General features: G+C 69.9%; 24 protein-coding genes. 15 read left to right on the top strand and 9 right to left on the bottom strand.

Annotation, left to right across the window (positions count from 1 at the left end):
* Positions 1–89 precede the first annotated feature (89 nt).
* The 3 genes from QNO11_RS15550 to QNO11_RS15540 are packed head-to-tail and all read left to right on the top strand — an operon-like array spanning position 90 to position 1,624.
* Entirely contained in the window at positions 90–524 is a 435-nt protein-coding gene (locus QNO11_RS15550; RefSeq protein WP_257507363.1) for a VOC family protein, read from the top strand.
* A complete protein-coding gene (locus QNO11_RS15545) occupies positions 525–1,235 on the top strand; it encodes a winged helix-turn-helix transcriptional regulator (RefSeq protein ID WP_257507364.1) in 711 nt (236 codons plus the stop codon). It abuts the gene before it with no gap.
* On the top strand, positions 1,232–1,624 hold the full coding sequence (locus tag QNO11_RS15540; protein WP_257507365.1) for a dihydrofolate reductase family protein: 393 nt from the start codon (positions 1,232–1,234) through the stop codon (positions 1,622–1,624). The genes QNO11_RS15545 and QNO11_RS15540 overlap by 4 nt, the downstream gene beginning before the upstream one ends.
* A 37-nt stretch (positions 1,625–1,661) precedes the next feature.
* On the opposite strand, the gene QNO11_RS15535 is transcribed toward QNO11_RS15540, so the two are convergent.
* Complete coding sequence (locus QNO11_RS15535) at positions 1,662–2,507, bottom strand: exodeoxyribonuclease III (RefSeq protein ID WP_257507366.1); 846 nt, start codon at positions 2,505–2,507, stop codon at positions 1,662–1,664.
* 118 nt (positions 2,508–2,625) lie between these two features.
* Here QNO11_RS15535 and QNO11_RS15530 point away from each other — a divergent pair, with 118 nt between their 5' ends.
* Complete coding sequence (locus tag QNO11_RS15530) at positions 2,626–3,471, top strand: NAD-dependent epimerase/dehydratase family protein (RefSeq protein WP_257507367.1); 846 nt, start codon at positions 2,626–2,628, stop codon at positions 3,469–3,471.
* Positions 3,472–3,586: 115 nt separating this feature from the next.
* Here QNO11_RS15530 and pntB read toward each other — a convergent pair whose 3' ends face one another.
* A complete protein-coding gene (gene pntB, locus QNO11_RS15525) occupies positions 3,587–4,987 on the bottom strand; it encodes a Re/Si-specific NAD(P)(+) transhydrogenase subunit beta (protein WP_257507368.1) in 1,401 nt (466 codons plus the stop codon).
* A complete protein-coding gene (locus QNO11_RS15520) occupies positions 4,984–6,528 on the bottom strand; it encodes a Re/Si-specific NAD(P)(+) transhydrogenase subunit alpha (RefSeq protein WP_257507369.1) in 1,545 nt (514 codons plus the stop codon). Before QNO11_RS15520 ends, pntB begins: the two co-directional genes overlap by 4 nt.
* Positions 6,529–6,700: 172 nt before the next feature.
* Between QNO11_RS15520 and pyrE the strand changes: the two genes are divergently transcribed.
* Positions 6,701–7,279, top strand: a complete 579-nt coding sequence (pyrE, locus tag QNO11_RS15515) for an orotate phosphoribosyltransferase (protein ID WP_257507370.1) — start codon at positions 6,701–6,703, stop codon at positions 7,277–7,279.
* A gap of 18 nt (positions 7,280–7,297) precedes the next feature.
* Here the strand turns inward: pyrE and QNO11_RS15510 are convergent, their stop codons facing one another.
* The 3 genes from QNO11_RS15510 to QNO11_RS15500 all read right to left on the bottom strand — a co-directional run bounded on the left by QNO11_RS15510 (position 7,298) and on the right by QNO11_RS15500 (position 8,970).
* Complete coding sequence (locus QNO11_RS15510; RefSeq protein WP_257507371.1) at positions 7,298–7,480, bottom strand: hypothetical protein; 183 nt, start codon at positions 7,478–7,480, stop codon at positions 7,298–7,300.
* Between the two features lie 108 nt (positions 7,481–7,588).
* Entirely contained in the window at positions 7,589–8,161 is a 573-nt protein-coding gene (locus QNO11_RS15505; protein ID WP_257507372.1) for a YdeI/OmpD-associated family protein, read from the bottom strand.
* Positions 8,161–8,970, bottom strand: coding sequence for an HAD-IIA family hydrolase (locus tag QNO11_RS15500; protein ID WP_257507373.1), 810 nt, complete (start codon positions 8,968–8,970; stop codon positions 8,161–8,163). Before QNO11_RS15500 ends, QNO11_RS15505 begins: the two co-directional genes overlap by 1 nt.
* Positions 8,971–9,012: 42 nt before the next feature.
* Here QNO11_RS15500 and QNO11_RS15495 point away from each other — a divergent pair, with 42 nt between their 5' ends.
* Positions 9,013–9,990 (top strand): SDR family NAD(P)-dependent oxidoreductase, encoded by a 978-nt coding sequence (locus QNO11_RS15495; protein WP_257507374.1) that lies wholly within the window; start codon positions 9,013–9,015, stop codon positions 9,988–9,990.
* 27 nt (positions 9,991–10,017) lie between these two features.
* On the opposite strand, the gene QNO11_RS15490 is transcribed toward QNO11_RS15495, so the two are convergent.
* On the bottom strand, positions 10,018–10,662 hold the full coding sequence (locus tag QNO11_RS15490; RefSeq protein WP_257507375.1) for a metal-dependent transcriptional regulator: 645 nt from the start codon (positions 10,660–10,662) through the stop codon (positions 10,018–10,020).
* Between the two features lie 23 nt (positions 10,663–10,685).
* Positions 10,686–11,981, bottom strand: coding sequence for an Nramp family divalent metal transporter (locus tag QNO11_RS15485; protein ID WP_257507376.1), 1,296 nt, complete (start codon positions 11,979–11,981; stop codon positions 10,686–10,688).
* A gap of 147 nt (positions 11,982–12,128) precedes the next feature.
* On the opposite strand from QNO11_RS15485, the gene QNO11_RS15480 reads away from it, so the two are divergent.
* Positions 12,129–12,791, top strand: coding sequence for a TrmH family RNA methyltransferase (locus tag QNO11_RS15480; RefSeq protein ID WP_257507377.1), 663 nt, complete (start codon positions 12,129–12,131; stop codon positions 12,789–12,791).
* Here the strand turns inward: QNO11_RS15480 and QNO11_RS15475 are convergent, their stop codons facing one another.
* Positions 12,792–14,114: an MATE family efflux transporter gene (locus tag QNO11_RS15475; RefSeq protein ID WP_257507378.1), complete on the bottom strand. Its 1,323-nt coding sequence runs from the start codon at positions 14,112–14,114 to the stop codon at positions 12,792–12,794.
* Between the two features lie 111 nt (positions 14,115–14,225).
* On the opposite strand from QNO11_RS15475, the gene QNO11_RS15470 reads away from it, so the two are divergent.
* The 8 genes from QNO11_RS15470 to QNO11_RS15435 are packed head-to-tail and all read left to right on the top strand — an operon-like array spanning position 14,226 to position 22,917.
* Complete coding sequence (locus QNO11_RS15470) at positions 14,226–15,428, top strand: dipeptidase (protein WP_257507379.1); 1,203 nt, start codon at positions 14,226–14,228, stop codon at positions 15,426–15,428.
* A gap of 3 nt (positions 15,429–15,431) precedes the next feature.
* Positions 15,432–17,045: an ABC transporter substrate-binding protein gene (locus QNO11_RS15465; protein ID WP_257507380.1), complete on the top strand. Its 1,614-nt coding sequence runs from the start codon at positions 15,432–15,434 to the stop codon at positions 17,043–17,045.
* Between the two features lie 38 nt (positions 17,046–17,083).
* The gene (locus tag QNO11_RS15460; RefSeq protein ID WP_257507381.1) at positions 17,084–18,037 is read left to right on the top strand and encodes an ABC transporter permease; all 954 of its coding nucleotides are present in this window, start codon (positions 17,084–17,086) and stop codon (positions 18,035–18,037) included.
* A complete protein-coding gene (locus QNO11_RS15455) occupies positions 18,034–18,912 on the top strand; it encodes an ABC transporter permease (RefSeq protein ID WP_257507382.1) in 879 nt (292 codons plus the stop codon). The genes QNO11_RS15460 and QNO11_RS15455 overlap by 4 nt, the downstream gene beginning before the upstream one ends.
* Position 18,913: 1 nt before the next feature.
* Complete coding sequence (locus QNO11_RS15450; RefSeq protein ID WP_257507383.1) at positions 18,914–20,086, top strand: M24 family metallopeptidase; 1,173 nt, start codon at positions 18,914–18,916, stop codon at positions 20,084–20,086.
* Positions 20,083–20,934, top strand: a complete 852-nt coding sequence (locus QNO11_RS15445) for an alpha/beta fold hydrolase (RefSeq protein WP_257507384.1) — start codon at positions 20,083–20,085, stop codon at positions 20,932–20,934. The genes QNO11_RS15450 and QNO11_RS15445 overlap by 4 nt, the downstream gene beginning before the upstream one ends.
* Positions 20,931–21,926, top strand: a complete 996-nt coding sequence (locus QNO11_RS15440) for an ABC transporter ATP-binding protein (protein WP_257507385.1) — start codon at positions 20,931–20,933, stop codon at positions 21,924–21,926. Before QNO11_RS15445 ends, QNO11_RS15440 begins: the two co-directional genes overlap by 4 nt.
* Positions 21,913–22,917 carry an ABC transporter ATP-binding protein gene (locus tag QNO11_RS15435; protein WP_374113774.1) on the top strand — a complete coding sequence of 335 codons (1,005 nt, stop codon included), beginning with the start codon at positions 21,913–21,915 and terminating at the stop codon, positions 22,915–22,917. The genes QNO11_RS15440 and QNO11_RS15435 overlap by 14 nt, the downstream gene beginning before the upstream one ends.
* Positions 22,918–22,921: the final 4 nt, after the last annotated feature.

Here is a 22,921-nt window from a genome sequence, read left to right as displayed (position 1 = left end):
AGTGGGTCGCGGCACCTCTTGACCGGCTACTTGTTTTTTGCAAGCATGAGCCATCCGCCCGAGGCGGCGGCATTGCAAAGGAGCACGTCGTGACCGAGATCTTCGTCAATCTGCCCACGGCAGACCTGCAGCGCAGCACTGCGTTCTACACCGCCCTCGGCGCCAGGGTGAATCCGCTGTTCTCCGATGAGAACGCGGCGTGCATCGTCTGGGACGAGAACGTCTATTTCATGATGCTGACCCGCGAGTACTTCGCGACCTTCACCGAGAAGCAGGTGGCAGACCCCGCCACCACCGCCCAGGTTCTCGTGGCCCTCACGCGGCCCTCGCGCGACGACGTCGACGCCACCCTGGCGGTCGGGATCGCCAACGGGGGAGTGGAGCCGGCGGCTCCGAAGGACCTGGGCTTCATGTACACCCGCGACCTGGAGGACCCCGACGGCAACGTGCTGGAGTTCTTCTACATGGACCCGGCGGCTGTGCAGTCGGGCCCGGCGGCCTACGCCGAGCAGAGCCAGGCGTAGGTGGCGGCGCGCAGTTACGGCCAATACTGCGGTCTCACCACCGCCGTCGAGCTGATCGGGGAGCGGTGGGCGCTGCTGATCATCCGGGACCTGCTGGTGGGCCCGCGTCGGTACACCGATCTCAAACAGGGGCTGCCACGCATCCCGACCAACATCCTCTCCACCCGTCTGAAGGAACTGCAGGATGCCGGCGTGATCCGCCGCGTGCCGCTGGCCCACCGCGGGCTGGTGTACGAGGTGACCGCGTACGGCCGCGAACTCGAGCCCATCGTGCTCGCGCTCGGGCGGTGGGGATTCCAAGCGATGGGCGAGCCCGCCGACGGCGACGTCGTCACGGCGGATTCGTTCACGATCGCACTGCGGTCGGCATTCGTGGCGGATGCCGCAGCGGCGCTGCCACCGACCACGTACGACGTTCATCTGGGGGAGGTGGGGGTGCGCGCCGGAGTGTCCGCGGAGGGCCTGCGGGTCGCGCCACTCGCCGCGGGGGGATGGGCCCCCGCGGGAGAGGCCGATGTCGTGCTGTCCGCGGGGTTCGGCATCCGCCGGCTGATCTCCGGTGAGCTCGGGCCGCAGCAGGCGCAGGATGCCGGCGTCGTCGAGGTGCGCCGCGGCGACCCGGCACTGCTGGAGCGGTTCGCCGCGACATTCTCGATACCGCCAGGATCGATGCCGCGCAGCGGCGTTGAGGCTGGCGCGGATCAAGGTTGAGCAGCCGCCGCAGGCGGCGTGGGCGCAGGTTCGCCGAGATCCCGAAGTACGTCGCGTCCCGCGGCAGGCCGACTCTGGAATGGCAGGGCGCGACGCAGTTGGGTGCGGATGCCGCGGCGGAGGTCGCCGCGCTGCGCGAGAAGCATGAGGATGTCCACGTCATCGGCAGCCTCGACTTCGTGCAGACGCTGCTGGCGGCCGAGGCATACGACGAGCTCGTGCTGTGGGTCTACCCGATCGTGCTCGGCGTGGGCAAGCGCGTGTTCGCCAACGGCAGGCCGCCCGCCCGGTTGCGGCTGGTGGCACCGCCCGTGGTGGGCGGCACCGGCGCCCTGCTGCTGCGGTACGCGCCGGACGGGGTGCCCGTCACCGGCGTCGCGATGGGGTGAGGCAGGGTCGGGGGTTCTTCGGGCTTCTTCGGGTCGGTCAGCCGAAGATCATCGGGCGGTCGTCATCGTCCTCGGGGGAGGTGACGTCGAGGTCGACCACCACCGGGACGTGGTCGCTGGGGATGTCGCCCTTGCGCTCGTCGCGGTGGATGGCAGCGCCGGTGACGCGATCGGCGAACGCGTGCGAGCCGAGGATGAAGTCGATGCGCATGCCCTGGTTGCGGGGGAAGCGCAGCTGCTTGTAATCCCAGTAGGTGAACCCGGTGGGGACGAGGGGGCGGACGACATCGATCATGCCGGCCTCCTCGATCGCGCGGAACGCCTCGCGCTCGGGCGGTGAGACGTGCGTCGAGACGCCCTCCACGACGGCGGGGTCGCCGTTGTCGGCATCCGTCGGGGCGATGTTGAAGTCGCCGACGAAGGTCAGCGCAAGATCCGGGTTGGTCGTCAGCGAGTCGCGGGCGTGTTGGGCGAGGGCGCCGAGCCAGTCGAGCTTGTAGAGGTAGTGCGGGTCGTCGAGGGAGCGGCCGTTGGGGACGTAGAGGCTCCACACACGCACGCCGCCGATCGTCGCGCCGATGGCGCGCGCCTCGAGCGGGGCGTCGGGTCCCTCGTGGCCCTTGGCGAAGCCGGGCATGCCGGGGAAGGACGTCTCGACGTCTTCGATCGGCTCGCGGCTGGCGATGGCGACGCCGTTCCACTGGTTGAGGCCGTGGGCGACGACGTGATAGCCGGCATCCTCGAAGGCCTCATAGGGGAATTGCTCCGGCTTGCACTTGATCTCCTGTATCGCCAGCACGTCGATGCCCTCGCGCACGGCGAAGTCGACGGTGCGCACGACGCGCGCGCGGATGGAGTTCACGTTCCAGGTGGCAAGCCGCATACCCCCCAGCCTACGGTCGACCCCCGACGTGCCCGCCCCGTGCTGCCGAGTGAGTATTCGTGCTGCCGGGTGAGTATTCGTGCTGCCGAGTGAGTATTCGCCGTGGCATTCTGGGGAGATGCGCATCGCCGTCACTGGATCCTCTGGAAAGCTCGGCCGCACCGTCGTCCGCGTTCTGCGGGATGCCGGCCACACCGTCATCGGTCTCGACGTCGTCGGGACGCGGGGTCCTGGATTCGTGCAGGTCGACCTCACCGACTTCGGCCAGGTGATCGACGCGATCGCCGGCGTGAACGATCAGCACGACGGCATCGATGCGCTGGTGCACCTCGCGGCCATTCCGGCCCCCGGCATCCGCAGCGATGTCGCCACGTTCCACAACAACATGGCCGCCACGTTCAACGTGTTCTGGGCAGCCGTGCGACTCGGTGTCGAGCGCATCGTCTACGCCTCCAGTGAGACCGTGCAGGGGCTGCCGTTCGATGTGCCGCCGCCGTACATCCCCGTCGACGAGGGCTATCCGGCGCGTCCGGAGTCGGTCTACTCGCTCGTGAAGCACCTGGAAGAGCAGATGGCGATCGAGCTGGTGCGCTGGCATCCGTCGCTGTCGATCACCGCGTTGCGCTTTTCCAACGTGATGGATCCGGAGGATTACGCGGCGTTCCCTGATTTCGACGCGGATGCCACCCGGCGCAAGTGGAACCTGTGGTCCTATATCGACGCGCGGGATGGAGCGCAGGCGATCCTGCGCGCACTCGAGGTCGCACCGGCCGGCTTCGACCACTTCCTCATCGCGGCGGCCGACACCGTCATGTCCCGCCCGGCGGCCGAGCTGGTGGCGGAAGTGTTCCCGGGCGTGCCCGTGCGCGGCGAGCTGGCCCCGCACGCGACCCTGTTCTCGATCGACAAGGCCCGCCGGTTGCTCGGCTTCGAGCCGCAGCACTCCTGGCGCGACGGGTCGTAACGGGCGCGAGTACTCGCTCGACGCGACGAATACTCACTCGCGAGCGCGAATACTCACTCGGCAACGCGAATACTCACTCGACGCGACGAATACTCACTCGGCAGCAAGCCGGCGGCTACAGGGAACGGAGGATGTCCTCGACCCGCTCCTTCGCGTCGCCGAACAGCATCTGCGTGTTGTCGCGATAGAACAGCGGGTTCTGCACCCCGGCATAGCCGGCGGCCATCGACCGCTTGAACACCACGACGTTCTCCGCCTCCCACACCCGCAGCACCGGCATCCCCGCGATCGGCGACGTCGGATCCTCCGCGGCGGCGGGATTGACGGTGTCGTTCGCGCCGATCACCAGCACCACCGACGTGGCCGCGAAGTCGTCGTTCACCTCGTCCATCTCCAGCACGATGTCGTACGGCACCTTCGCCTCGGCCAGCAGCACGTTCATGTGCCCGGGCAGCCGCCCGGCAACGGGATGGATGCCGAACCGCACGTCCACTCCCCGCTCCCGCAGCCGGTGGGCGAGCTCGGCCACCGGGTACTGGGCCTGCGCGACGGCCATGCCGTACCCGGGCGTGATCACCACCGACGACGCGTCACGCAGCAGGTCCGCGACCGTCTCGGCATCCACCTCGCGGTGCTCGCCGTGGTCCACGTCGCCAGCCGCCGGCGCCGCGATCCCGAAGCCGCCGGCGATCACCGACAGGAACGACCGGTTCATCGCCTTGCACATGATGAACGACAGGTACGCACCCGACGACCCCACCAGCGCACCGGTGACGATCAGCAGGTCGTTGTTCAGCAGGAAACCTGCCGCCGCCGCCGCCCAGCCGGAGTAGCTGTTGAGCATCGAGACGACCACGGGCATGTCACCGCCGCCGATGGATGCCACCAGGTGCCATCCCAGCGCCAGCGCCAGCACCGTGACGGCCACGAGCAGCCAGATCGACGGCGTGATGACGTACCAGACGGTCAGCGCCAGGAAGGCGACGAGCGCCCCCACGTTGAGGATGTTCTTCCCCGGCAGCATGAGCGGCCTGGACGACATGCGCGCCGACAGCTTCAGGTACGCCACGATCGATCCGGTGAACGTCACGCCACCGATGAAGACGCCGATGAACACCTCGGCGTGGTGGATGTCGCGCAGCGCCCCCGACAGCCCGGGGTCGTGCAGGGCGCCGTTCCAGCCCACGAGCACGGCAGCCAGACCCACGAACGAGTGCAGCAGCGCGATGAGCTCGGGCATCCCGGTCATCTCCACCGCCCGTGCCCGCCACAGTCCCACCGCCGCGCCGAGGAGCACCGCGATGCCCAGCAGCACCAGCCCGAAGGTGGCCTGCGGGTCGCCCCACGCGTTCTGCACCGACACCCACGCGGTCGCGCCGAGTGCGATGGTCATGCCGGCGATGCCGTAGCCGACACCGGCGCGCGCGCTTTCGTGGCTGCTGAGCCCGCGCAGGCTCAGCACGAACAGCAGCGCCGCGACGATGTAGGCGGCGGTGGCCACGGAGGCGGCGGTCATCGGTCACCCTTCGAGAACATGGCGAGCATGCGCCGCGTGACGGCGAACCCGCCGAAGATGTTGATGGATGCCAGCAGCACCGCGATCGCGGCGAGGATCTGCACCGGCGGGTCGGGGATCGTCACCTGCAGCATGGCGCCGACGACGATGATCCCCGAGATCGCGTTGGTGACGCTCATCAGCGGCGTGTGCAGAGCGTGGTGCACCTTGCCGATCACGTAGAAGCCGACGATCACCGACAGCACCAGCACGGTGAGGTGCTGCGGCAGCGGGGCCGGGGCGACCGCCGACACCGCGAACAGTGCGGCGATTCCCAGCGCGATCAGGCCGGTGCGGCCGGCGGGCGACAGCGTGCGCTTCGGCTTGACCGGGGCGGACGCGGCGGAAGGGGTGGATGCCGCGACCGGCGCCGCGGACACCTGTACCGGCGGTGGTGGCCACGTCGACCGGCCGCCCTGGACCACCGTGATGGAACGCTGCACGATGTCGTCGAAGTCGATGACGAGCCGGCCGTCCTTGCCGGGCGTGAGCAGCTTCACCAGGTTCACCAGGTTCGTGCCGTACAGCTGTGATGCCTGCGCCGGCAGGCGCGATGCGAGGTCGGAGTAGCCCAGGATGGTCACGCCGTTGTCGGTGACGACGCGCTGCCCGTCGATCGAACCCTCGACGTTGCCGCCGTGGGCGGCGGCCATGTCGACGATGACGCTGCCCGGCTTCATGCTCGCGACGTCAGCCGCAGTGAGCAGTCGTGGTGCGGGGCGCCCGGGGATCAGGGCGGTCGTGATGACGACGTCGACCTCGCGGGCCTGCGCCGAGTACAGCGCGGCGGCGGCGCGGTCATACGCCTCGCTCGTGGCCTTCGCGTAGCCGTCGCTGGATTCCATGACCTCGTCGACCACCACCGGCAGGTACTCGCCGCCGATGGAGCGCACCTGGTCGGCGACCTCGGGGCGTGGGTCGGTGGCTCGGACGATCGCGCCGAGCGAGGATGCCGCGCCGATGGCGGCGAGCCCGGCGACGCCGGCCCCCGCGACCAGCACGGTGGCGGGTGGGACCTTGCCCGCGGCGGTCACCTGGCCGGTGAAGAACCGGCCGAACTCGTGCGCGGCCTCGATGACGGCACGGTAGCCGGAGATGTTGGCCATCGAACTGAGCACATCCATCGACTGGGCACGCGAGATGCGCGGCACGGCGTCGAGGGCGAGCGCGGTGATGCCGCGTGTCTGCAGCGACTCCCGTACGTCGGGCCGCAGCGCCGGCGACAGCAGCGCGATGATCGTCGCCCCGTCTGCCAGCAACGCGATCTCGTCGGGCGTCGGCGGGTTCACCTTCAGCACGACGTCAGCGGCCCACGCTTCGGCCCGCGTGACGGTGCGCGCACCGGCGTCGCGATACGCGGCATCCGGATACGACGACGCCGCGCCGGCGCCCGCCTCCACGATCAGCTCGTAGCCGAGCGCGATCAGCTTCGCGATGGTGGCGGGCGTGGCAGCGACGCGGGTTTCCCCCGCACGCTCCGCAACGATCCCCATGGTCGTCATGCGGACTCCTGTGCTCGTGGCGGACGACGTGCGTTCGGGCGCACCGCCGAGTTCGTACTGTCGATCTTGACTATAGGGCGCGGTGAACGCGGCCCCTCCGAGGGTGTGGCGTGAGAAAGATCCGCCGTTCTTGCGCCCCGGCAGGGCCACGCGGCATCCGTAGACTCGGGTCATGACCGTCGCCTCCACGCCCGCTCTCGAAGCCGACCGCCAGCACCTCATCGCGCTGATCAGGGACGAGGCGGTGTTCCACGGCGACTTCACTCTGTCCAGCGGCGCCAAGGCGACCTACTACGTCGACATGCGCAAGCTCACGCTCGACCACCGCGCCGCGCCCGCGATCGGGCGCATCATGCTGGATCTCGTGCGCGACGTCGACGGTGTCGTCGCCGTCGGCGGCCTCACTCTCGGTGCCGACCCGATCGCCAACGCGATCATGCACGAGTCGGTGCACGCCGGCACGCCGCTGGATGCGTTCGTCGTGCGCAAGGAGCCGAAGGACCACGGCCGCGGCCGGCAGGTCGAGGGCGCCGACGTCGTCGGCAAGCGGGTCGTCGTGGTGGAGGACACCTCCACCACCGGGCAGTCCGCGCTCAAGGCCGTCGAAGCGCTGCGCCGCGAGGGCGCCGAGCCCGTTGCCGTCGCCGTGATCGTCGACCGCAAGACCGGGGCTCAGGATGCCGTGGAGGCCGCTGGCCTGCAGTGGCTCGCCGCGATCGACCTCGACGACCTGGGTCTGCAGCCGCAGTAGCGGCCGCGTTCGCCCGGGCTACGCCTGGAAGATCGGGAGCTGCGACGCGAGCGCCAGCACCAGGCCCAGCAGGGTCAGCACGAGCACCGCCCTGCGGTTGGTGGTCGCCCCTGATTCGGATGCCTGTCGCGACGTCCGCACGAACAGGACCAGTGCCACCAGCAGGACCGCGAGCCCCGACACTCCCAGCAGGATCGCCATGTCAGTGGTCCTGGCCGCGCCCGCGGATGTACTGCACCACCACGATCACCAGCGTCGTCGCCGTCATCAGCGCCACCGACACCAGCAGCAGGGTCTGTTCGAATTCGTTCACGGGCGTTTTCCTTCCACGGCATCCGCGACCAGTTTCGCGATGCGTGCCGACTTGGTCTCCGGCCGCTTGGCCATCGCGATCTGGGTGAGGCCCATCTTGCGGGCCGAGCGGGGGAATGCGTCCCAGTTCGCCCGCGCCGCCGGCACGGCGTCCAGTGCCGCCGTCAGCTCGGCCGGCTCGATGCCGGCCTCGGGGCCGTCCAGCAGCTCCCAGGCGCCGGATGCCTTCGCGGCCTCGATCGCGCGCCTGCCTGCGTCGGTCATCTCACCGGATGCCTCCAGCTCGATCACCCGCGCCTTGTTGGTCGCCGCCCAGCCGCTGCCCGGCCGGCGGGGCGCGTACCACTGGCCGAGCATCTCGGCGTCGTACGGACGCACCGTGCCGTCCACCCAGCCGAAGCACAGCGCCTGGCGCACCGCGGCGTCGTAGCCGACCAGTTCCGCGGCCACTCCGGCGCGCGGGCGCAGCAGCCACACGCCGGTCGAGGTGGCATGGTGCTCCTCGAGCCAGGCGCGCCAGGCCGCGGCATCCGTCGCCCGCAGCGCCTCCGCCTCGTCGAGCACGCCCATCACAGCACCTCGGGCAGCTCGGTCTCGGCAGGCTCGGGGTTCAGCAGATCGGCGACGGAATTGAGGATCTCGTCGGGGCGGAACGGGTAGCGCTCGATCTCGGTGCGGTCGCTGATGCCGGTGAGGACGAGCACCGAGTGCAGGCCCGCCTCGATCGCCGCGACGACGTCGGTGTCCATGCGGTCGCCGATCATGCCGGTTTCCTCGGAGTGCGCGCCGATGCGGTTCAGGGCTGAGCGGAACATCATCGGGTTGGGCTTGCCGACGACGTACGGCTCCTTGCCGGTGGCCTTGGTGATCAGTGCCGCGAATGCGCCGGTCGCCGGCACGACGCCGTAGGGGGTGGGACCGGTGGCATCGGGGTTGGTGACGATGAACCGCGCCCCGTTGTTGATGAAGCGGATGGCCTTCGTGATCGCCTCGAACGAGTACTGCCTGGTCTCGCCGACCACGACGTAGTCCGGCTGAGTCTCGGTAATGATGTAGCCCGCCTCGTGCAGTGCGGTCGTCAGCCCCGCTTCGCCGATGACGTACGCGGTGCCGCCGGGCAGCTGCGAGCGCAGGAACTCCGCCGTCGCCAGCGCCGAGGTCCAGATGCGCTCCTCCGGCACGTCCAGCCCCGACGCGCGCAGCCGGGCGCTCAGGTCGCGGGGCGTGAAGATCGGATTGTTCGTCAGCACGAGGAACGGCGTGCCGCTGTCGCGCCACTGCGCGAGCAGTTCGGCCGCGCCCGGGACCGGGCGGTTCTCGTGGACGAGCACGCCGTCCATATCGGTCAGCCAGCATTCGATGTCGGCGCGGGTCCGCATGTGGCCAGCCTATCGGCGCCGCGTGCCCCTAATGTCGGAGGGGTGGCGAGACGCGGAGACGACTGGGACCCTGAGTGCCTACCCGACCTCGGCGGACGTCGCTACCTGATCACCGGCTCCAACAAGGGCCTGGGGTTCTTCTCCGCACTGCAGCTGACCCTCGCCGGCGCGCACGTGGTGATGACCGGCCGCAACCCCAACCGACTCGCCGCCGCGCGCGCCGCGCTGACGCGACAGCTGCCGGATGCCGCGCCCGGCACCGTGGAGACGCTGCTGCTGGACACCAGCAACCTCGGCTCGGTGCGCGCCGCCGCGGCCACCGCCCGCGGCCGCCGGGGCCTGGACGGCCTGCTGCTGAACGCGGGCATCGTGCACCCCCCCAAGGCACGCGAGCTCACCGCCGACCGGCACGAGATGGTGCTGGCCAGCAACGTGCTCGGGCACTTCGTCCTCGCCGGCGAGCTGCTGCCCTCGCTCGCCGCCGCCGGCGGACGCATGGTGTGGGTGGGGAGCATGGCCACCTCGATGTGGCAGTACGACCCGGAGGACCCGGAGCTGAAGACCGGCTACTCGGCGTGGCGCGCCTACGTGCAGTCGAAGGTCATGACCGCGGCGATCGGCTACGAAGCCGACCGGCGGCTGCGGGAGGCGGGCGTGCCGGTGGGGAGCCTCGTCGCCCACCCCGGTTACTCCACCAGTGGTCGTACCCGCGGCATCCTGGGGGTCAACGAACCCAGCCGCGGCACCCGCTTCGCCGACAACCTGCAGGCCGCGTTCGCGCAGTCCAAGGAGCACGGCGCCTGGCCGCTGGTGCGCGCGATGGTGGATCCGGATGCCGAGAGCGGCTCGTTCTGGGGCCCGGGTCAGCTCTCCCGCGGCGTCCCGCGCCAGGCGACGCCGTCGAAGATCACGACGGATTCCGACCGCGCGGCGCGCCTGTGGGAGTTCTGCGAGACGGCGACGCGCGTGTCGTGGCCGTTCGAGACGGCGGCGCGCACCCGCCGCCGCATCCGCGGCTGACCCGCCCGCGCACCCGAGCGGCACCCGTCAGGCTGTGATCCAGATCGCCTCGGCGGCGCCGTCGGGCAGCGCCACGGCCGGTGCGCCGTCGATGGAGACGAGGCCCTCGCCGGTGACGGTGAGGGTGTGTCCCACGTCGATCCCGGCATCCTCACACGCCCGCAGCAGTGCGGCTTCGCGGTCGCTCACCCGCAGCACCCGCCCGCTGTGGCCGGCCGCCGCACGCGCCAGCAGCACGAAGGGTTCCCGGTGCACGATGCCGTCGGCATCCGGGATCGCGTCGCCGTGCGGGTCGAAACGCGGGTGTCCCAGCCGGGCGTCGATGCCCGCCAGCAGCCGGTCGCTGATGGTGTGCTCGAGCACCTCGGCCTCGTCATGCACCTCGTCCCATGCGTAGCCGAACTCGCGCACGAGCCACGTCTCCACCAGCCGGTGCCGCCGGATCACCTCCGCCGCGCGGCGCTCGCCGGCTGCGGTGAGCGTGATCGGCCCATACGGCCGGTGTGCCACCAGGCCCTGCGCCGCGAGCTTCTGCACCATCTCGGTGACGCTCGACGGCGCCAGTCGCAGTTCCGCCGCCAGGCGCGACGGGCTCATCGGATCGGTCTGCCACTCGGTGTGGTGGTAGATCGTCTTCAGATAGTCGTCGACGGCGGTGGGCGAGGCGGGCACCGATCCAGGCTACTCGCGGGTGGTCACGCGCCGGTGAGTACCAGCCACAGCAGCAGCGCGTTGAGGGCGATCAGGAATACGGATGCCGCGACTCCCGCGATCGTCGTCCACACCCGGTTGCGGTGATCGCCCAGCACATCGTGCCGGGCGGTGAGAGCGACCAGTGGCACGAGGGCGAAGGGGATGCCGAACGACAGCACGACCTGGCTGAGGATCAGCGCGACGGTGGGGTCGAACCCGATCGCCAGGATCACCAGCGCCGGGATCAGCGTCACCAGGCGGCGCAGGATCAGCGGCACGCGCACGCGCAGCAGCCCGTGCATGATCTCCGCGCCGGCATACGCGCCGACGGCGGTGCTGGCCAGGCCACTGGCGAGCAGGCCGACGGCGAACAGCGTCGCCACGACCGGGCCGATGCCGTCGTGCAGCGCCGCATGGGCGCCCTCGAGGCTGTCGGTGCCGGGCACTCCGGACAGCGCCGCGGCGGCCAGCAGCAGGATGCACAGGTTCACCGTGCCGGCGACGGCCATCGCGATCGTGACGTCCCACTTTGTGGCCCGCAGCAGTCGGGCGGAGGTGATGCCGCGGCGCACATCGAGGGTGCCGGCATCCATCCCGATGGCCGGCGCGAACCGGTCGCGGGTCAGCGCGGAGTGAGCGTAGATCGCATGGGGCATGATCGTCGCGCCGAGGATGGAGGCGGCCAGCAGCACCGAGTCGGCACCTTCGAAGCGGGGGACCAGGCCGCCGACGATCCCGGCGGGGTCGGGAGGTGCGACGAAGACGCCGAAGACGAACCCGATCGCGATGATGAGGACGAGCCCCGCGATGACGAACTCGAACGCGCGCGGACCGCGCCGTGACTGCAGCAGCAGCAGCCCGATCGACACGACGCCGGTGATGACGCCGCCCCACAGCAGCGGGACGCCGAACAGCAGGTTGAGCGCGACCGCGCCGCCGATGACCTCGGCGATGTCGGTGGCCATGGCGACCAGCTCCGCCTGCAGCCAGTAGGCGCGGCGCCCCCACGGGTTGCGGAGCCGGTCGCCGAGAACTTCGGGCAGGCTCTGTCCGGTGACGATGCCGAGCTTGGCGGAGAGGTACTGGATGAGCCACGCCATGACGTTGCCGATGACGACGACCCACACCAGCAGGTAGCCGTAGCGGGCGCCGGCGGTCATGTTGCTGGCGACGTTGCCCGGGTCCAGGTACGCCACCCCGGCCACGATCGCCGGTCCCAGCAGCCACGCGAGCTTTGAGGAACCCAGCGCACGCCGCGTCGGAGGGTCGGGGCGCTCCAGCGACGCAGTTTTCGGCATGCCGAAAAGTTAGCAGATACTTCGGCCAGCCGAAATGCGGGGTGGGGCGTCGGAATTCAGGCTGTGGGGCCGCGAGGGGCCGATATCCAGGGTGCCACAGCTCCACAGACTGAATTCCGACGCGGTTTCGCTCGTTAGCCTGGTTCGGTGACCGACTCCGCCGCACCCGCCCCCGAGGCCGACGCGGCCGATTCCGCCGAGCCGACCCTGCCGCACGGCGTCGGGCCGTGGCCGGGTGGCCCGGATGCCTGGCCCGACGATCCCCGTTACGACCCGGAGTTGCTCGCGCACGGCGACCGCCGCAACGTGATCGACGCCTACCGCTACTGGACGATGGCGGCGATCGTGGCCGATCTCGACGCCAAGCGGCATCCGTTCCACGTCGCGATCGAGAACTGGCAGCACGACATGAACATCGGCTCCATCGTGCGCAGCGCCAACGCGTTCGGCGCCGCCGAAGTGCACATCATCGGCAAGCGCCGCTGGAACCGTCGCGGCGCGATGGTCACCGACCGCTACCAGCACGTGCGCCACCACGAGGATGTGGCCGCCTTCGCGGCGTGGGCCGCCGAGGCGGGCCTGCCGATCGTCGCGGTCGACAACGTCCCGGGGTCGATCCCGGTCGACCGGGCCGAGCTCCCCGAACGCTGCGTCCTGCTGTTCGGCCAGGAGGGCCCCGGCCTGTCGCCCGAGGCGCTGGCCGCAGCCGACAGCGCGGTCGAGATCGCCCAGTACGGCTCGACCCGCTCGATCAACGCCAGCGCCGCGGCCGCCGTCGTGATGTACGAGTGGTGCCGCCGCTGGGCGTGATCAGCCGCCCGCGGTGATCCACTCCGGCCGCCGCACCCGCCAGCCGAGGGTCGCCAGGCGCGCCAGCATGTAGACGCCGAAGAACGTCGCCGCCAGCCACGCCAGCCCGGCCGCACCCGGCGGTTGCAGCGCCGCCACGATGAGCAGCGCCGGCACGAAGGGCACCAGGTTGAGTCCGCCGGCGATCGCGAGATAGCGCGCGTCGCCCGCTCCCATCAGCACCCCGTCGAGCACGAAGACCACCCCGCAGATCGGCTGCGCCACGGCGAGCACGAGCAGCGCGGGCTGGACGAGGGCGGCCACCGCGGGGTCGCCGGTGAAGACCAGACCCAAGACCGGGGATGCCGCGGCGACCACCGCGCCCACGATCACACCGAACCAGACGCCCCACGCGACGGTGCGCCCCAGCACTCGCCGCACGCCCCGCTCGTCCCCGGCGCCCAGTCCCTTGCCGATCAGCGCCTGCGCGGCGATCGCGAGGGCGTCCAGCGCGAACGCGGCGGTGGAGAAGATCGTGAACGCGATCTGCCAGCCGGCCAGTTCGTCGGTGCCGAGCCCCGTCGCCACCGCGACGGTGGCCAGCAGTGCCGCCCGCAGCGACACGGTACGAAGGAACAGCCACCCGCCGGAGCGGGCCGAGCCGCGCATCCCGTCGCGCTGGGGGAGGACGGATGCCGCGTGGCGCCGGGCCAAGCGCCTGACCACCACGGCGTACGCCGCGACCATCCCCCACTGCGCCATCACGGTGCCGAAGGCGGAGCCGGCGATCCCCCAGCCGAACCCGTAGATGAACAGCCAGTTCAGCAGGGCGTTTGCACCGAAGCCGAGACCGGCGATCCACAGCGGCGTGACGGTGTCCTGCATGCCGCGCAGCAGCCCGGTCGCGGCGAAGACGATGAGCATCGCAGGCAGGCCCCACATCGAGATGCCGAGGTAGATCTGGGCCTGCTCGGCCACCTCCGCCGATGCGCCGAACAGGGCGACGATGCCCGGTGTCGCCAGCGATCCGGCCACCGCCAGTGCCGCGCCCAGCCCCAGAGCCAGCCACAGGCCATCGACGCCGGCCCGCACCGCCGAGGCGAACTGCCCTGCGCCGAACCGGCGGGCCACGGCCGGGGTGGTGGCATACGCGAGGAACACCATGAGCCCGACGATCGTCTGCAGCACCGCACTGGCGATGCCCAGGCCCGCCAGCGTCACGATCCCGAGATGCCCGACGAGGGCGGCATCCACGATGAGGAACATCGGCTCGGCCACCAGCGCGCCCAGCGCAGGCACCGCCAGCCGCAGGATGTCGCGGTTGAGAGTGTCTCGCGTGGTCACCCGTCGAGCCTATTGGCGTTAATTCCGTGTTACAGATCGCGCCGGTGGCTGATGTACCCGAACCGCCACCCCTATAGTCGGAGAGGTTAGAGGTCCTACCACTGGAGTGACATGCAAGAGCCCAGCCCGCGCTACACCGGCTACACGTCGTTCGACTACCTGGAGCCGCACGCCGACTACCGCGTCTTCGCACTGGCGACCGAGTTCGACCGGGTGCCCTCGTACGACCTCGGTCTCGACGAAGAGCAGACCGTGCGCGTGACCCGGATCCTCCACGACGAGCACGCGATCTCGCTGCACGAGCACCCGAAGATCCTGACGGCTGATCCGTACGAGTTGCGCGAGTACAACCACACCGGTCGCAACGCCATGGGGTTCGCCGGGCTCGCACGGTCGGGGATGTCGGCATACTTCGACAACTTCATGAACGGCACCAACTGCGTCACCAGCGAGAGCGGCTGGAAGTGGAACGACGTCATCTTCGACATCGGACTGCGCTTCGCCGACGTCGCCCAGCAGGACCACGTCGTGCTGGCCCGCACGGTCGCCGACCTCGAGAAGGCCAAGGCCACCGGCCGCATCGCCCTCGTGGCCGGACTCGAGGCGGCGACGGCCATCGAGAACGAACTCGACCGCCTCGACATCCTCTACGGTCTCGGGATCCGCCAGATCGGCATCGCGTACTCCATGGCGAACCAGCTGGGGTCGGGTCTTGCCGAGCCCACCGACGGCGGGCTGACCAACTTCGGTCGCCGCGCGGTCGAGCGCATGAACAAGCTGGGCCTGGCCATCGACATCTCGCACTCCTCGGACCGCACCAGCCGGGAAGTCGTCGAAGCATCGTCGGTGCCGATCTTCATCACCCACGCCGGAGCCCGCGCCGTGTGGCCCACCAACCGCATGAAGCCCGACGACGTCATCGTCGCCTGCGCCGAACGCGGCGGCGTGATCGGCATCGAAGCCGCTCCCCACACCACGCTGTCGGCGGAACACCCCGAGCACTCGCTCGAATCCGTCATGGACCACTTCCGGTACTGCGTCGACCTGGTCGGCATCGACCACGTCGCATTCGGGCCTGACACCAACTTCGGAGACCACGTCGGTCTCCACGATTCCTTCTCCGGCCATCTGACGATCCAGCAGGCGCACGGGCACGTCGAGCACCCCCGGGTGCCCTACGTGGCCGGCATGGAGAACCCCGCGGAGAACTTCACCAACATCGTCGGCTGGCTCGTCAAGAACGGGTACAGCGACGAGGACATCCGCAAAGTCATCGGAACCAACGTTCTTCGTGTGTTGAGAGAGGTCTGGTAACAAATGAAGACAAGAAGAGGATTCGCCGCGGTCGCGGCGATCGCCGCAGCCGCCCTGATATTCAGCGGCTGCGCCCTGAACGCCGACGAGCCGGAACCGGCCGGAGCCGAAGGCGGAGCGACGCTGCGCATCGGCACCACCACCGACGTCGCCAACTTCAACCCGCTGGGGTCGCTGTCCAAGACCGACAGCTGGATCCTCAACGCGATGTACCCGCAGCTGATGCGCATCGACTCGAGCGGCCAGAAGGTGCCCGAACTCGCCGAGGGCTACGAGCTCGAGGACGACGGCGCCACGGTGATCTTCACGCTGCGCGACGACTACGAGTGGACCGACGGCGAGCCGGTCACCTCCGAGGACGTGCGCTTCACCGCGCAGGCGATCATCGACAACCAGCTCGGAAACGTCGCAGCCAAGCTCACCTGGGTGCAGTCCATCGAGACGCCCGACGACCACACCGTGATCTTCCGGCTCACCGAGCCCTACGCGCCGTTCGCGGAAGGCGTGGGCTTTTGGATGCGGGTCGTCCCGGCGCACCTGTTCGGTGAGGTCGACGACCTCGCCGGCTTCGCGAACGACTCCAACTGGGTCGGTGCCGGCGCGTACGTGCTGGACTCCATGACCCGCGGCCAGCGGTACACGATGAAGGCCAATGAGAACTACCCCTACGCCCCCGAGGGCGGCGCGCAGGTGGAGACCGTCGAATACGTCGTGTACCCCGACGTCAACACGATGCTCCTCGCGCTGCGCAACGGTGACATCGACCTGATGGGCAACTCCGTCCCCGCCTCGGCGGTGGCCTCGCTGGAGTCCGACCCCAACATCGAGATGGCCGAGGTCGGCGCGCTCGGCTTCGCGCACCTGACCTACAACATGCAGCACCCGGTGCTCGCGGAGCAGCCGGTGCGGCAGGCGCTGTCGATGGTGGTCGACACCGAATCGATCATCGCCACGATCCTGCAGGGCGACGGCGAGCAGATGGCCGGACCCATCGGCCCGATCTTCCCCGGCTTCGACAACCCCGACGTGGAGCCGTACGCGTTCGACCCGGATGCCGCGCGCGAACTGCTCGAGGAGGCCGGCTACGCCGACGCCGACGGTGACGGCATGTTCGACGAGCTGTCGTTCGAGATCCTCTGCGACCAGTCCAACGCCAACCTCTCCCGGGTGGCGGAGGTCGTGCGGGAGGATGCCGCTGCGGCAGGCATCAACCTGTCGCTCGCGTGCATCGAGCGCAACACGTTCCTCTCGCGCACCAAGAACGGCGAGTACGACATCGACCTGTCGCAGTGGGGCGTCTTCGACAACCCCATGGACCAGCTGCGCAGCACCTACCTGTCGTCCAACCCGGGCGGCATCAACTACAACCTGGTGCAGGATGCCGAGCTGGACGCGCTCATCAACGACGCGGCCGTGACGATCGACCAGGACGAGTTCGCGGAGAAGATCCAGGCGATCGACGAGTACGTCCACGACCAGGCGCTGCTGACGCCCCTGTACGTCGAGACGTTCCGCTTCGCCTACCGCGGCGACCGGTTCGAGGGCTTCGACCCCTCGCCCAGCGACCTGCTGGGCATGGTGACGGGCTACTCGCTCGCCCAGGTCCGCGCGCTGTAAAAGAACGACCACGACACGACGAGGAGGGAGGGCAAACCATGCTGCGCTACGCATCGAAGAAGTTCCTACGGGCGGTGCTGACGATCTGGATCGCCGTCACCATCACGTTCTTCCTGCTGCGGCTGCTGCCGGCAGACCCCACCCTCCTCGTCGTGGAGGGCGACATGACGCCCGAGATGCAGGCGGCGCTGCGCGAGCGGTACGGACTGGATGAGCCGCTGCTCGTGCAGTACGTCCTGTACCTCGGGCAGCTGCTCACCGGCAACCTCGGGGTGTCGTTCCGCCAGCTGACCCCGGTGCTGGACATCCTGCTGGAGCGGCTGCCGTGGACGCTGCTGCTGGCAGGCTCCGCGTTCGCGCTGACCATCCTCATCGGCATCCCGCTGGGCGTGTACGCGGCGGTGGGACGCGGCAAGCTCGTCGACAAGCTCGTGCAGTTCCTCGGCATCACCAGCAACGCCCTGTTCGTCCCGAGCGTTGCGATCCTGCTGCTGGTGGTGTTCGCCGCGAACCTGCAATGGTTCCCGATCGGCGGCGCGATCGACCCGGATACCCGGGGGCTGGCGGCATACGGAAGTCTGCTGCAGCATCTCGCGCTGCCCCTGCTGTCCCTCGTCGTGGTGCAGGTGGGGCCTTATGCCCTGACCCTGCGCACCAACATGCTCGAGGTGCTCGGTGAGGACTACATCAAAAGCGCCAGGTCACGCGGGTTCAGCGAACGCCGCACGGTGTGGCACCACGGGCTGCGCAACGCCTTCATCCCCGCTCTGACCCTGATGGGTCTGCAGCTGGGCAGCCTCGTCGGCGGCGCGGTGCTGACCGAGACGATCTTCGCCTATCCGGGCATCGGCCGGCTCATCTACGAATCCGTCCAGCAGCTGGATTACCCGATGCTCCAGGGCGCGTTCGTGCTGCTGGCCGTCACGGTGGTCGTCGCCAACCTGATCACCGATCTCATCGCCATGTTCCTCAACCCCAGGATCCGCACATGAGCACAAGCGCACCTGCCCCGACCACGCTCGGCGCATTGACCACGCGGCGCCGACGGCGCGGCGGAGGGTTCTTCTCCGCCCCGTCGGGCTGGATCTCCATCGGCGTGCTGGTGGTGTTCGTGCTGACCGCCGTCTTCGGGCCGATGATCATCGAGCGTCCCGCGGGGCTGGGCACCGACATCCTCCAGCCGCCCTCGTTCTCGCACTGGTTCGGCACCGACGACCTCGGCCAGGACGTGTTCGCCCAGGTCGTGTGGGGCACGCGCGTGAGCCTGCTCGTCGGCGGCGCGGCATCCCTCATCGCCATCGTCATCGGCACCGGGCTGGGCCTGCTGGGCGCATACGTCCGCCGGCTCGACCCGATCGTGACGACCCTGACCGACGTCATGCTGTCGCTGCCCATGCTGCCCCTGATGATCCTCGTCACCGCGCTGGCGGGGCCGAGCGTATTGACACTCACCGTCGTCATCGGGGTGCTGTCGTGGGCGGAGGTGGCGCGCCTCATCCGCTCGAACGCGCTCGTGGTGTCGTCCATGCCCTATATCGACGGCGCCCGCGTGCTCGGCGCCAAGCCGCTGCGGATCCTCGGCACCGAACTGCTGCCGGCGGTCATGCCGCTGGTGATCGTGAGCGTGCTGCTGCAGGCGGCGCGCGCGGTGATCTCCGAGGCCGGCCTCAGCTTCCTGGGGATGGGGGATCCCAACACCTGGTCGTGGGGTCGCATCCTGCTCAACGCGCAGCGCTCCGGCGTCATCGCGACCGCCTGGTGGCAGACGCTGTTCCCGTCGCTGGCGATCCTCGTGCTCGTGCTGGCAGCCACCGTCGCCGGCATCCGCTACAACGACTCGCGCGACCCGCGACTGCGGGAGGCATGAGATGAGACTTCCCGATGAGTTCTACGAGCGTGTGCAGAACCGCGTGCGGCGGCGCCTGGCCGAACGGGGCCTCGACGGCATCATCGTCACCGCGCCGGCGGACGTGGCCTACCTGATCGGCTTCTTCTACGCCGTGACCGAGCGGCCCGTGTACCTGTGGTTCGGCGCCGACGGGTCGCGCTTCGTGCTCATGCCGGAGCTGGATGCCGACTACGCGCTGGCCCAGAACATCCAGGCCGAGATACGCACCTACTTCGAGTACCCCGGGACCACCCGCCCCGAGGCGCACCTCGCCGCCGCGCTGCGCGACCTCGGCGTGCGCAGTGAGCGCGTCGGCGTCACCGCCTCGCTCAGCGTCGGCGCCCGTGACGCGCTCGGCGACGCGCTGCCTGGCACCACCTTCACCCGCACCGCGGTCGTGTCGGAACTGCGCGTCGTGAAGGAGCCCGAGGAGATCACGCTGCACCGGCAGGCGGCCGAGATCTGCGACGACATGCTGGATGCCGGGCGGCGGCTGATCGAAGAGGCGCTGGCCGGCGGCACACCGCTTCCCACCGAGAGCGACCTGGCCCGCCATGTGATCGCGTACGGCACCGACCGCATGTACGCGCAGTACTCGCACGTCATCTACACCACCAAGCTCGCCGGCGGTCTGGTGTACGCCGGCCCCAACGCGGCTCGCCCCCACGGCCTGCCGTCCCGGCGACGCCTCGAGGTGGGCGACACCCTCATCCTGTCCCTCGGCGCTGCGGTGGCCAGCCGCTTCGTCGAGAGCGAGCGCACCTTCATCATCGGTCCCCCCAGCCGCCAGCAGCGGGAGTTCTACGCCGTCGCGCAGCGCGCGCAGGAGGTCGGCACGCAGGCGATGGTCGTCGGTCGCACCTGCGCGGACGTCAACGCCGAGGCCCTCGACGTCATCCGCGACGCCGGGATGGGCGAGTACATCCGCCACCGCCTGGGCCACGGCATCGGGATCGCCCAGCACGAGCCGCCGTGGGTCGAGGACGGTGACCCGACCGTGCTGGTGCCGGGGATGATCCTCTCCAGCGAACCGGGGATCTACGTGCCCGGGCACGCCGGCTACCGCATCTCCGACTCGGTGCTGGTCACCGCCGTCGGCCCTGAACGCCTCACCCGCTATCCGCGCCAACTCGAGGAGAACGTGATCACGTGAGCGAGTACTTCCACACCATCAACGGTGCACGGCTGAAGCTGCAGGTCTCCGGGCCCGACGACGCCCCGGCCATCATCGTGCACCACGGCGCGCCGGGGCTCGGCTCCCGCTCCGAGCCGGTGCGCTCCTTCGGTCCCTTCGCCGACGCGTACCGCATCGTCACGTTCGACGCCCGCGGCTCCGGGGAGTCCGAGGACCTCCCGCCGTACACGCACGCGCAGTGGGTCGCCGACATCGACGCCATCCGGGAGCACCTGGGCCTGGACACGATCGTGATGGCGGGCGGCTCCTACGGCGGGTTCCTCGCGATGGAGTACACCCTCGCCCACCCGGAGCGGGTGCAGGCGCTCATCCTCCGTGACACCGCGGCGAACACCGACTACGACCACCTCGCCGTCGAGCGGGCGCGTGCCACCGACCGGGTCACGATCGACGAGTGGACGATCTCGCGGATCGGCACCGGCCACTTCGCCGACAACACCGAGTTCGAGCGCTACTGGCGTGGCATCCTGCCGCTGTACGACCACTCCTACGACCCGGCCGCCACCGAGCGCAAGGCGCAGGCCACGAGCTACCACTACGCGACGCACAACGCCGCGTTCGGGGTGAACATGCCCGCCTACGACCTCACCGGCCGGCTCGGCGAGATCCAGTGCCCCACCCTCGTCGTCGTCGGGCGCCACGACTGGCGTACGCCGGTGCAGGCATCCGCCGCGATCGCCGATGGCATCCCGGCGGCGGAGCTGGTCGTGTTCGAGCAGTCAGGGCACTCGCCGCAACTGGAGGAGCCGGAGAAGTTCCAGGCGGTCGTGCGCGACTTCCTCGACCGCGCGGGGGTGCGCCGGTGACCGAACCCATCCTCAGCGTCCGCGATCTGTCGGTCGAGTTCCGCACCCGCGACGGCGTCGTCAAGGCCGTGCAGGACGTCAGCTTCGATCTGCCTGCCGGCAGTACGCTCGCCATCCTCGGCGAATCAGGATCGGGCAAGTCCGTCACGGCGCAGACCATCATGGGACTGCTGGACACCCCACCAGGGCGGGTGACCGGTGGTGAGATCATCCTCGACGGTCGCGACCTGCTGACGATGGATGCCGCCAGCCGCCGGGCCGTGAGCGCCGAGGGCATCGCGATGGTGTTCCAGGACGCCCTGTCGGCGCTGAACCCGGTCTACACCGTCGGCGGCCAGATCGCGGAGCTGCTGCGCGTGCGCCGCGGCATGAAGCGCCGGGAGGCGTGGGATCGCGCCGTCGAGCTGATGAACCGGGTGCGCATCCCCGCCGCCGCTCAGCGGGCGAAGGACTACCCGCACCAGTTCTCCGGCGGCATGCGCCAGCGCATCATGATCGCGATGGCGATCGCGCTGGACCCGCAGGTGCTGATCGCCGACGAGCCGACCACCGCGCTGGATGTGACGGTGCAGGCGCAGATCATGGAGCTGCTGGTGCAGCTGCAGGCCGAAACCGGAATGGGCCTGGTGCTGATCACCCACGACCTGGGTGTCGTGGCCGAAGTCGCCGACCAGGTGGCCGTCATGTACGCCGGCCGGCTGGTCGAGCGGGGCACGATCTTCGAGCTGTTCGAGCGTCCCGCGCACCCGTACACCCGCGGTCTGCTGCGCTCGATGCCGCGCCCCGACCGCGACGACGACAGCCTGTGGGCCATTCCGGGCGCACCGCCCAACCTGCTCGACCTCGGGCCGGGGTGCTCCTTCCGCCCGCGGTGCGAGTCGGCCATCGCGATCTGCGCGACCGAGCGCCCGGCGCTGGTGTCGCCGGGGGAGGCGGGGGCGCGGGTATCCGCATGCCACCGCCGGGAGGAGGTGCTCGTTGGACGAGCGTGAAGTGGTGCTGAGCGTGGATGCGCTGACGAAGCACTTCGGGATGGGCGGTGCCCGCTTCGGCGGGCGCGGCAAGGTCGTCCGTGCCCTCGACGGGGTGAGCTTCGACCTGCGCAAGGGCGAGACGCTCGGCATCGTGGGCGAGTCGGGGTGCGGCAAGTCGACCCTGGCGCGCACCATCGTGGGGCTGGAGACGCCGACCTCCGGCAGCGTCCGCTTCCGCGGCGCCGACCTGCACCGGCTGCGCGGAAAGGCACGCGACGACATGCGCCGCCGCGTGCAGATCGTGCTGCAGGACCCGTATTCGTCGCTGAACCCGCGCCGCACGGTGCGCGAGACGCTGCTGCAGCCGTTCCACATCCACCCCGAGCAGGTGCCTCGCGCCCGCCGTGAAGCGCGCATCCGGGAGCTGGTGGAACTTGTCGGGCTCAACCCCGATCACCTCGACCGGTACCCGTTCCAGTTCTCCGGCGGTCAGCGGCAGCGCATCGGCATCGCGCGCGCCCTCACGCTGGAGCCGGAGGTCATCGTCTGCGATGAGCCCGTCTCGGCACTGGACGTGTCGGTGCAGGCGCAGGTGGTCAACCTCTTCCAGAGCCTGCAGCGCGAACTCGGGCTGGCCTACGTCTTCATCGCGCACGACCTGTCGGTGGTCCGTCACATCTCCGACCGCATCGGCGTGATGTACCTCGGCCGGGTCGCCGAGATCGGCGATCACGCCGCCGTGTACGACACCCCGTCCCACCCCTACACCTCCGCACTGCTGTCGGCGGTTCCCATTCCCGACCCGGCCCTGCGGGGCACGACCCGCGTGCTGTTGGCGGGAGACCCGCCCAGCCCGGTCGATCCGCCCAGCGGCTGTCGGTTCCGCACCCGCTGCTGGAAGGCCCAGGACCGCTGCGCCACCGAGGAGCCGGTCCTCCGGCCACGCCACGGCACGACCGATGAGGTCGCCTGCCACTTCCCGCTCATCACGAACACCACCGCACGCTAGGAAC

The sequence above is a fragment of the Microbacterium sp. zg-B96 genome (assembly GCF_030246865.1).
Classification (GTDB): domain Bacteria; phylum Actinomycetota; class Actinomycetes; order Actinomycetales; family Microbacteriaceae; genus Microbacterium.
Note: the sequence above shows the minus strand (reverse complement) of the source record. Positions and strands in the feature narration are given on the sequence as shown.

Bases quoted from the DNA above. Each gene is read 5' to 3' on its own strand.
- QNO11_RS15535 (WP_257507366.1), bottom strand. From the start codon at position 2,507: ATGCGGCTTGCCACCTGGAACGTGAACTCCATCCGCGCGCGCGTCGTG.
- QNO11_RS15530 (WP_257507367.1), top strand. From the start codon at position 2,626: ATGCGCATCGCCGTCACTGGATCCTCTGGAAAGCTCGGCCGCACCGTC.
- pntB (WP_257507368.1), bottom strand. From the start codon at position 4,987: ATGACCGCCGCCTCCGTGGCCACCGCCGCCTACATCGTCGCGGCGCTG.
- QNO11_RS15520 (WP_257507369.1), bottom strand. From the start codon at position 6,528: ATGACGACCATGGGGATCGTTGCGGAGCGTGCGGGGGAAACCCGCGTC.
- pyrE (WP_257507370.1), top strand. From the start codon at position 6,701: ATGACCGTCGCCTCCACGCCCGCTCTCGAAGCCGACCGCCAGCACCTC.
- QNO11_RS15510 (WP_257507371.1), bottom strand. From the start codon at position 7,480: ATGGCGATCCTGCTGGGAGTGTCGGGGCTCGCGGTCCTGCTGGTGGCA.
- QNO11_RS15505 (WP_257507372.1), bottom strand. From the start codon at position 8,161: ATGGGCGTGCTCGACGAGGCGGAGGCGCTGCGGGCGACGGATGCCGCG.
- QNO11_RS15500 (WP_257507373.1), bottom strand. From the start codon at position 8,970: ATGCGGACCCGCGCCGACATCGAATGCTGGCTGACCGATATGGACGGC.
- QNO11_RS15485 (WP_257507376.1), bottom strand. From the start codon at position 11,981: ATGCCGAAAACTGCGTCGCTGGAGCGCCCCGACCCTCCGACGCGGCGT.
- QNO11_RS15470 (WP_257507379.1), top strand. From the start codon at position 14,226: ATGCAAGAGCCCAGCCCGCGCTACACCGGCTACACGTCGTTCGACTAC.
- QNO11_RS15465 (WP_257507380.1), top strand. From the start codon at position 15,432: ATGAAGACAAGAAGAGGATTCGCCGCGGTCGCGGCGATCGCCGCAGCC.
- QNO11_RS15460 (WP_257507381.1), top strand. From the start codon at position 17,084: ATGCTGCGCTACGCATCGAAGAAGTTCCTACGGGCGGTGCTGACGATC.
- QNO11_RS15455 (WP_257507382.1), top strand. From the start codon at position 18,034: ATGAGCACAAGCGCACCTGCCCCGACCACGCTCGGCGCATTGACCACG.
- QNO11_RS15450 (WP_257507383.1), top strand. From the start codon at position 18,914: ATGAGACTTCCCGATGAGTTCTACGAGCGTGTGCAGAACCGCGTGCGG.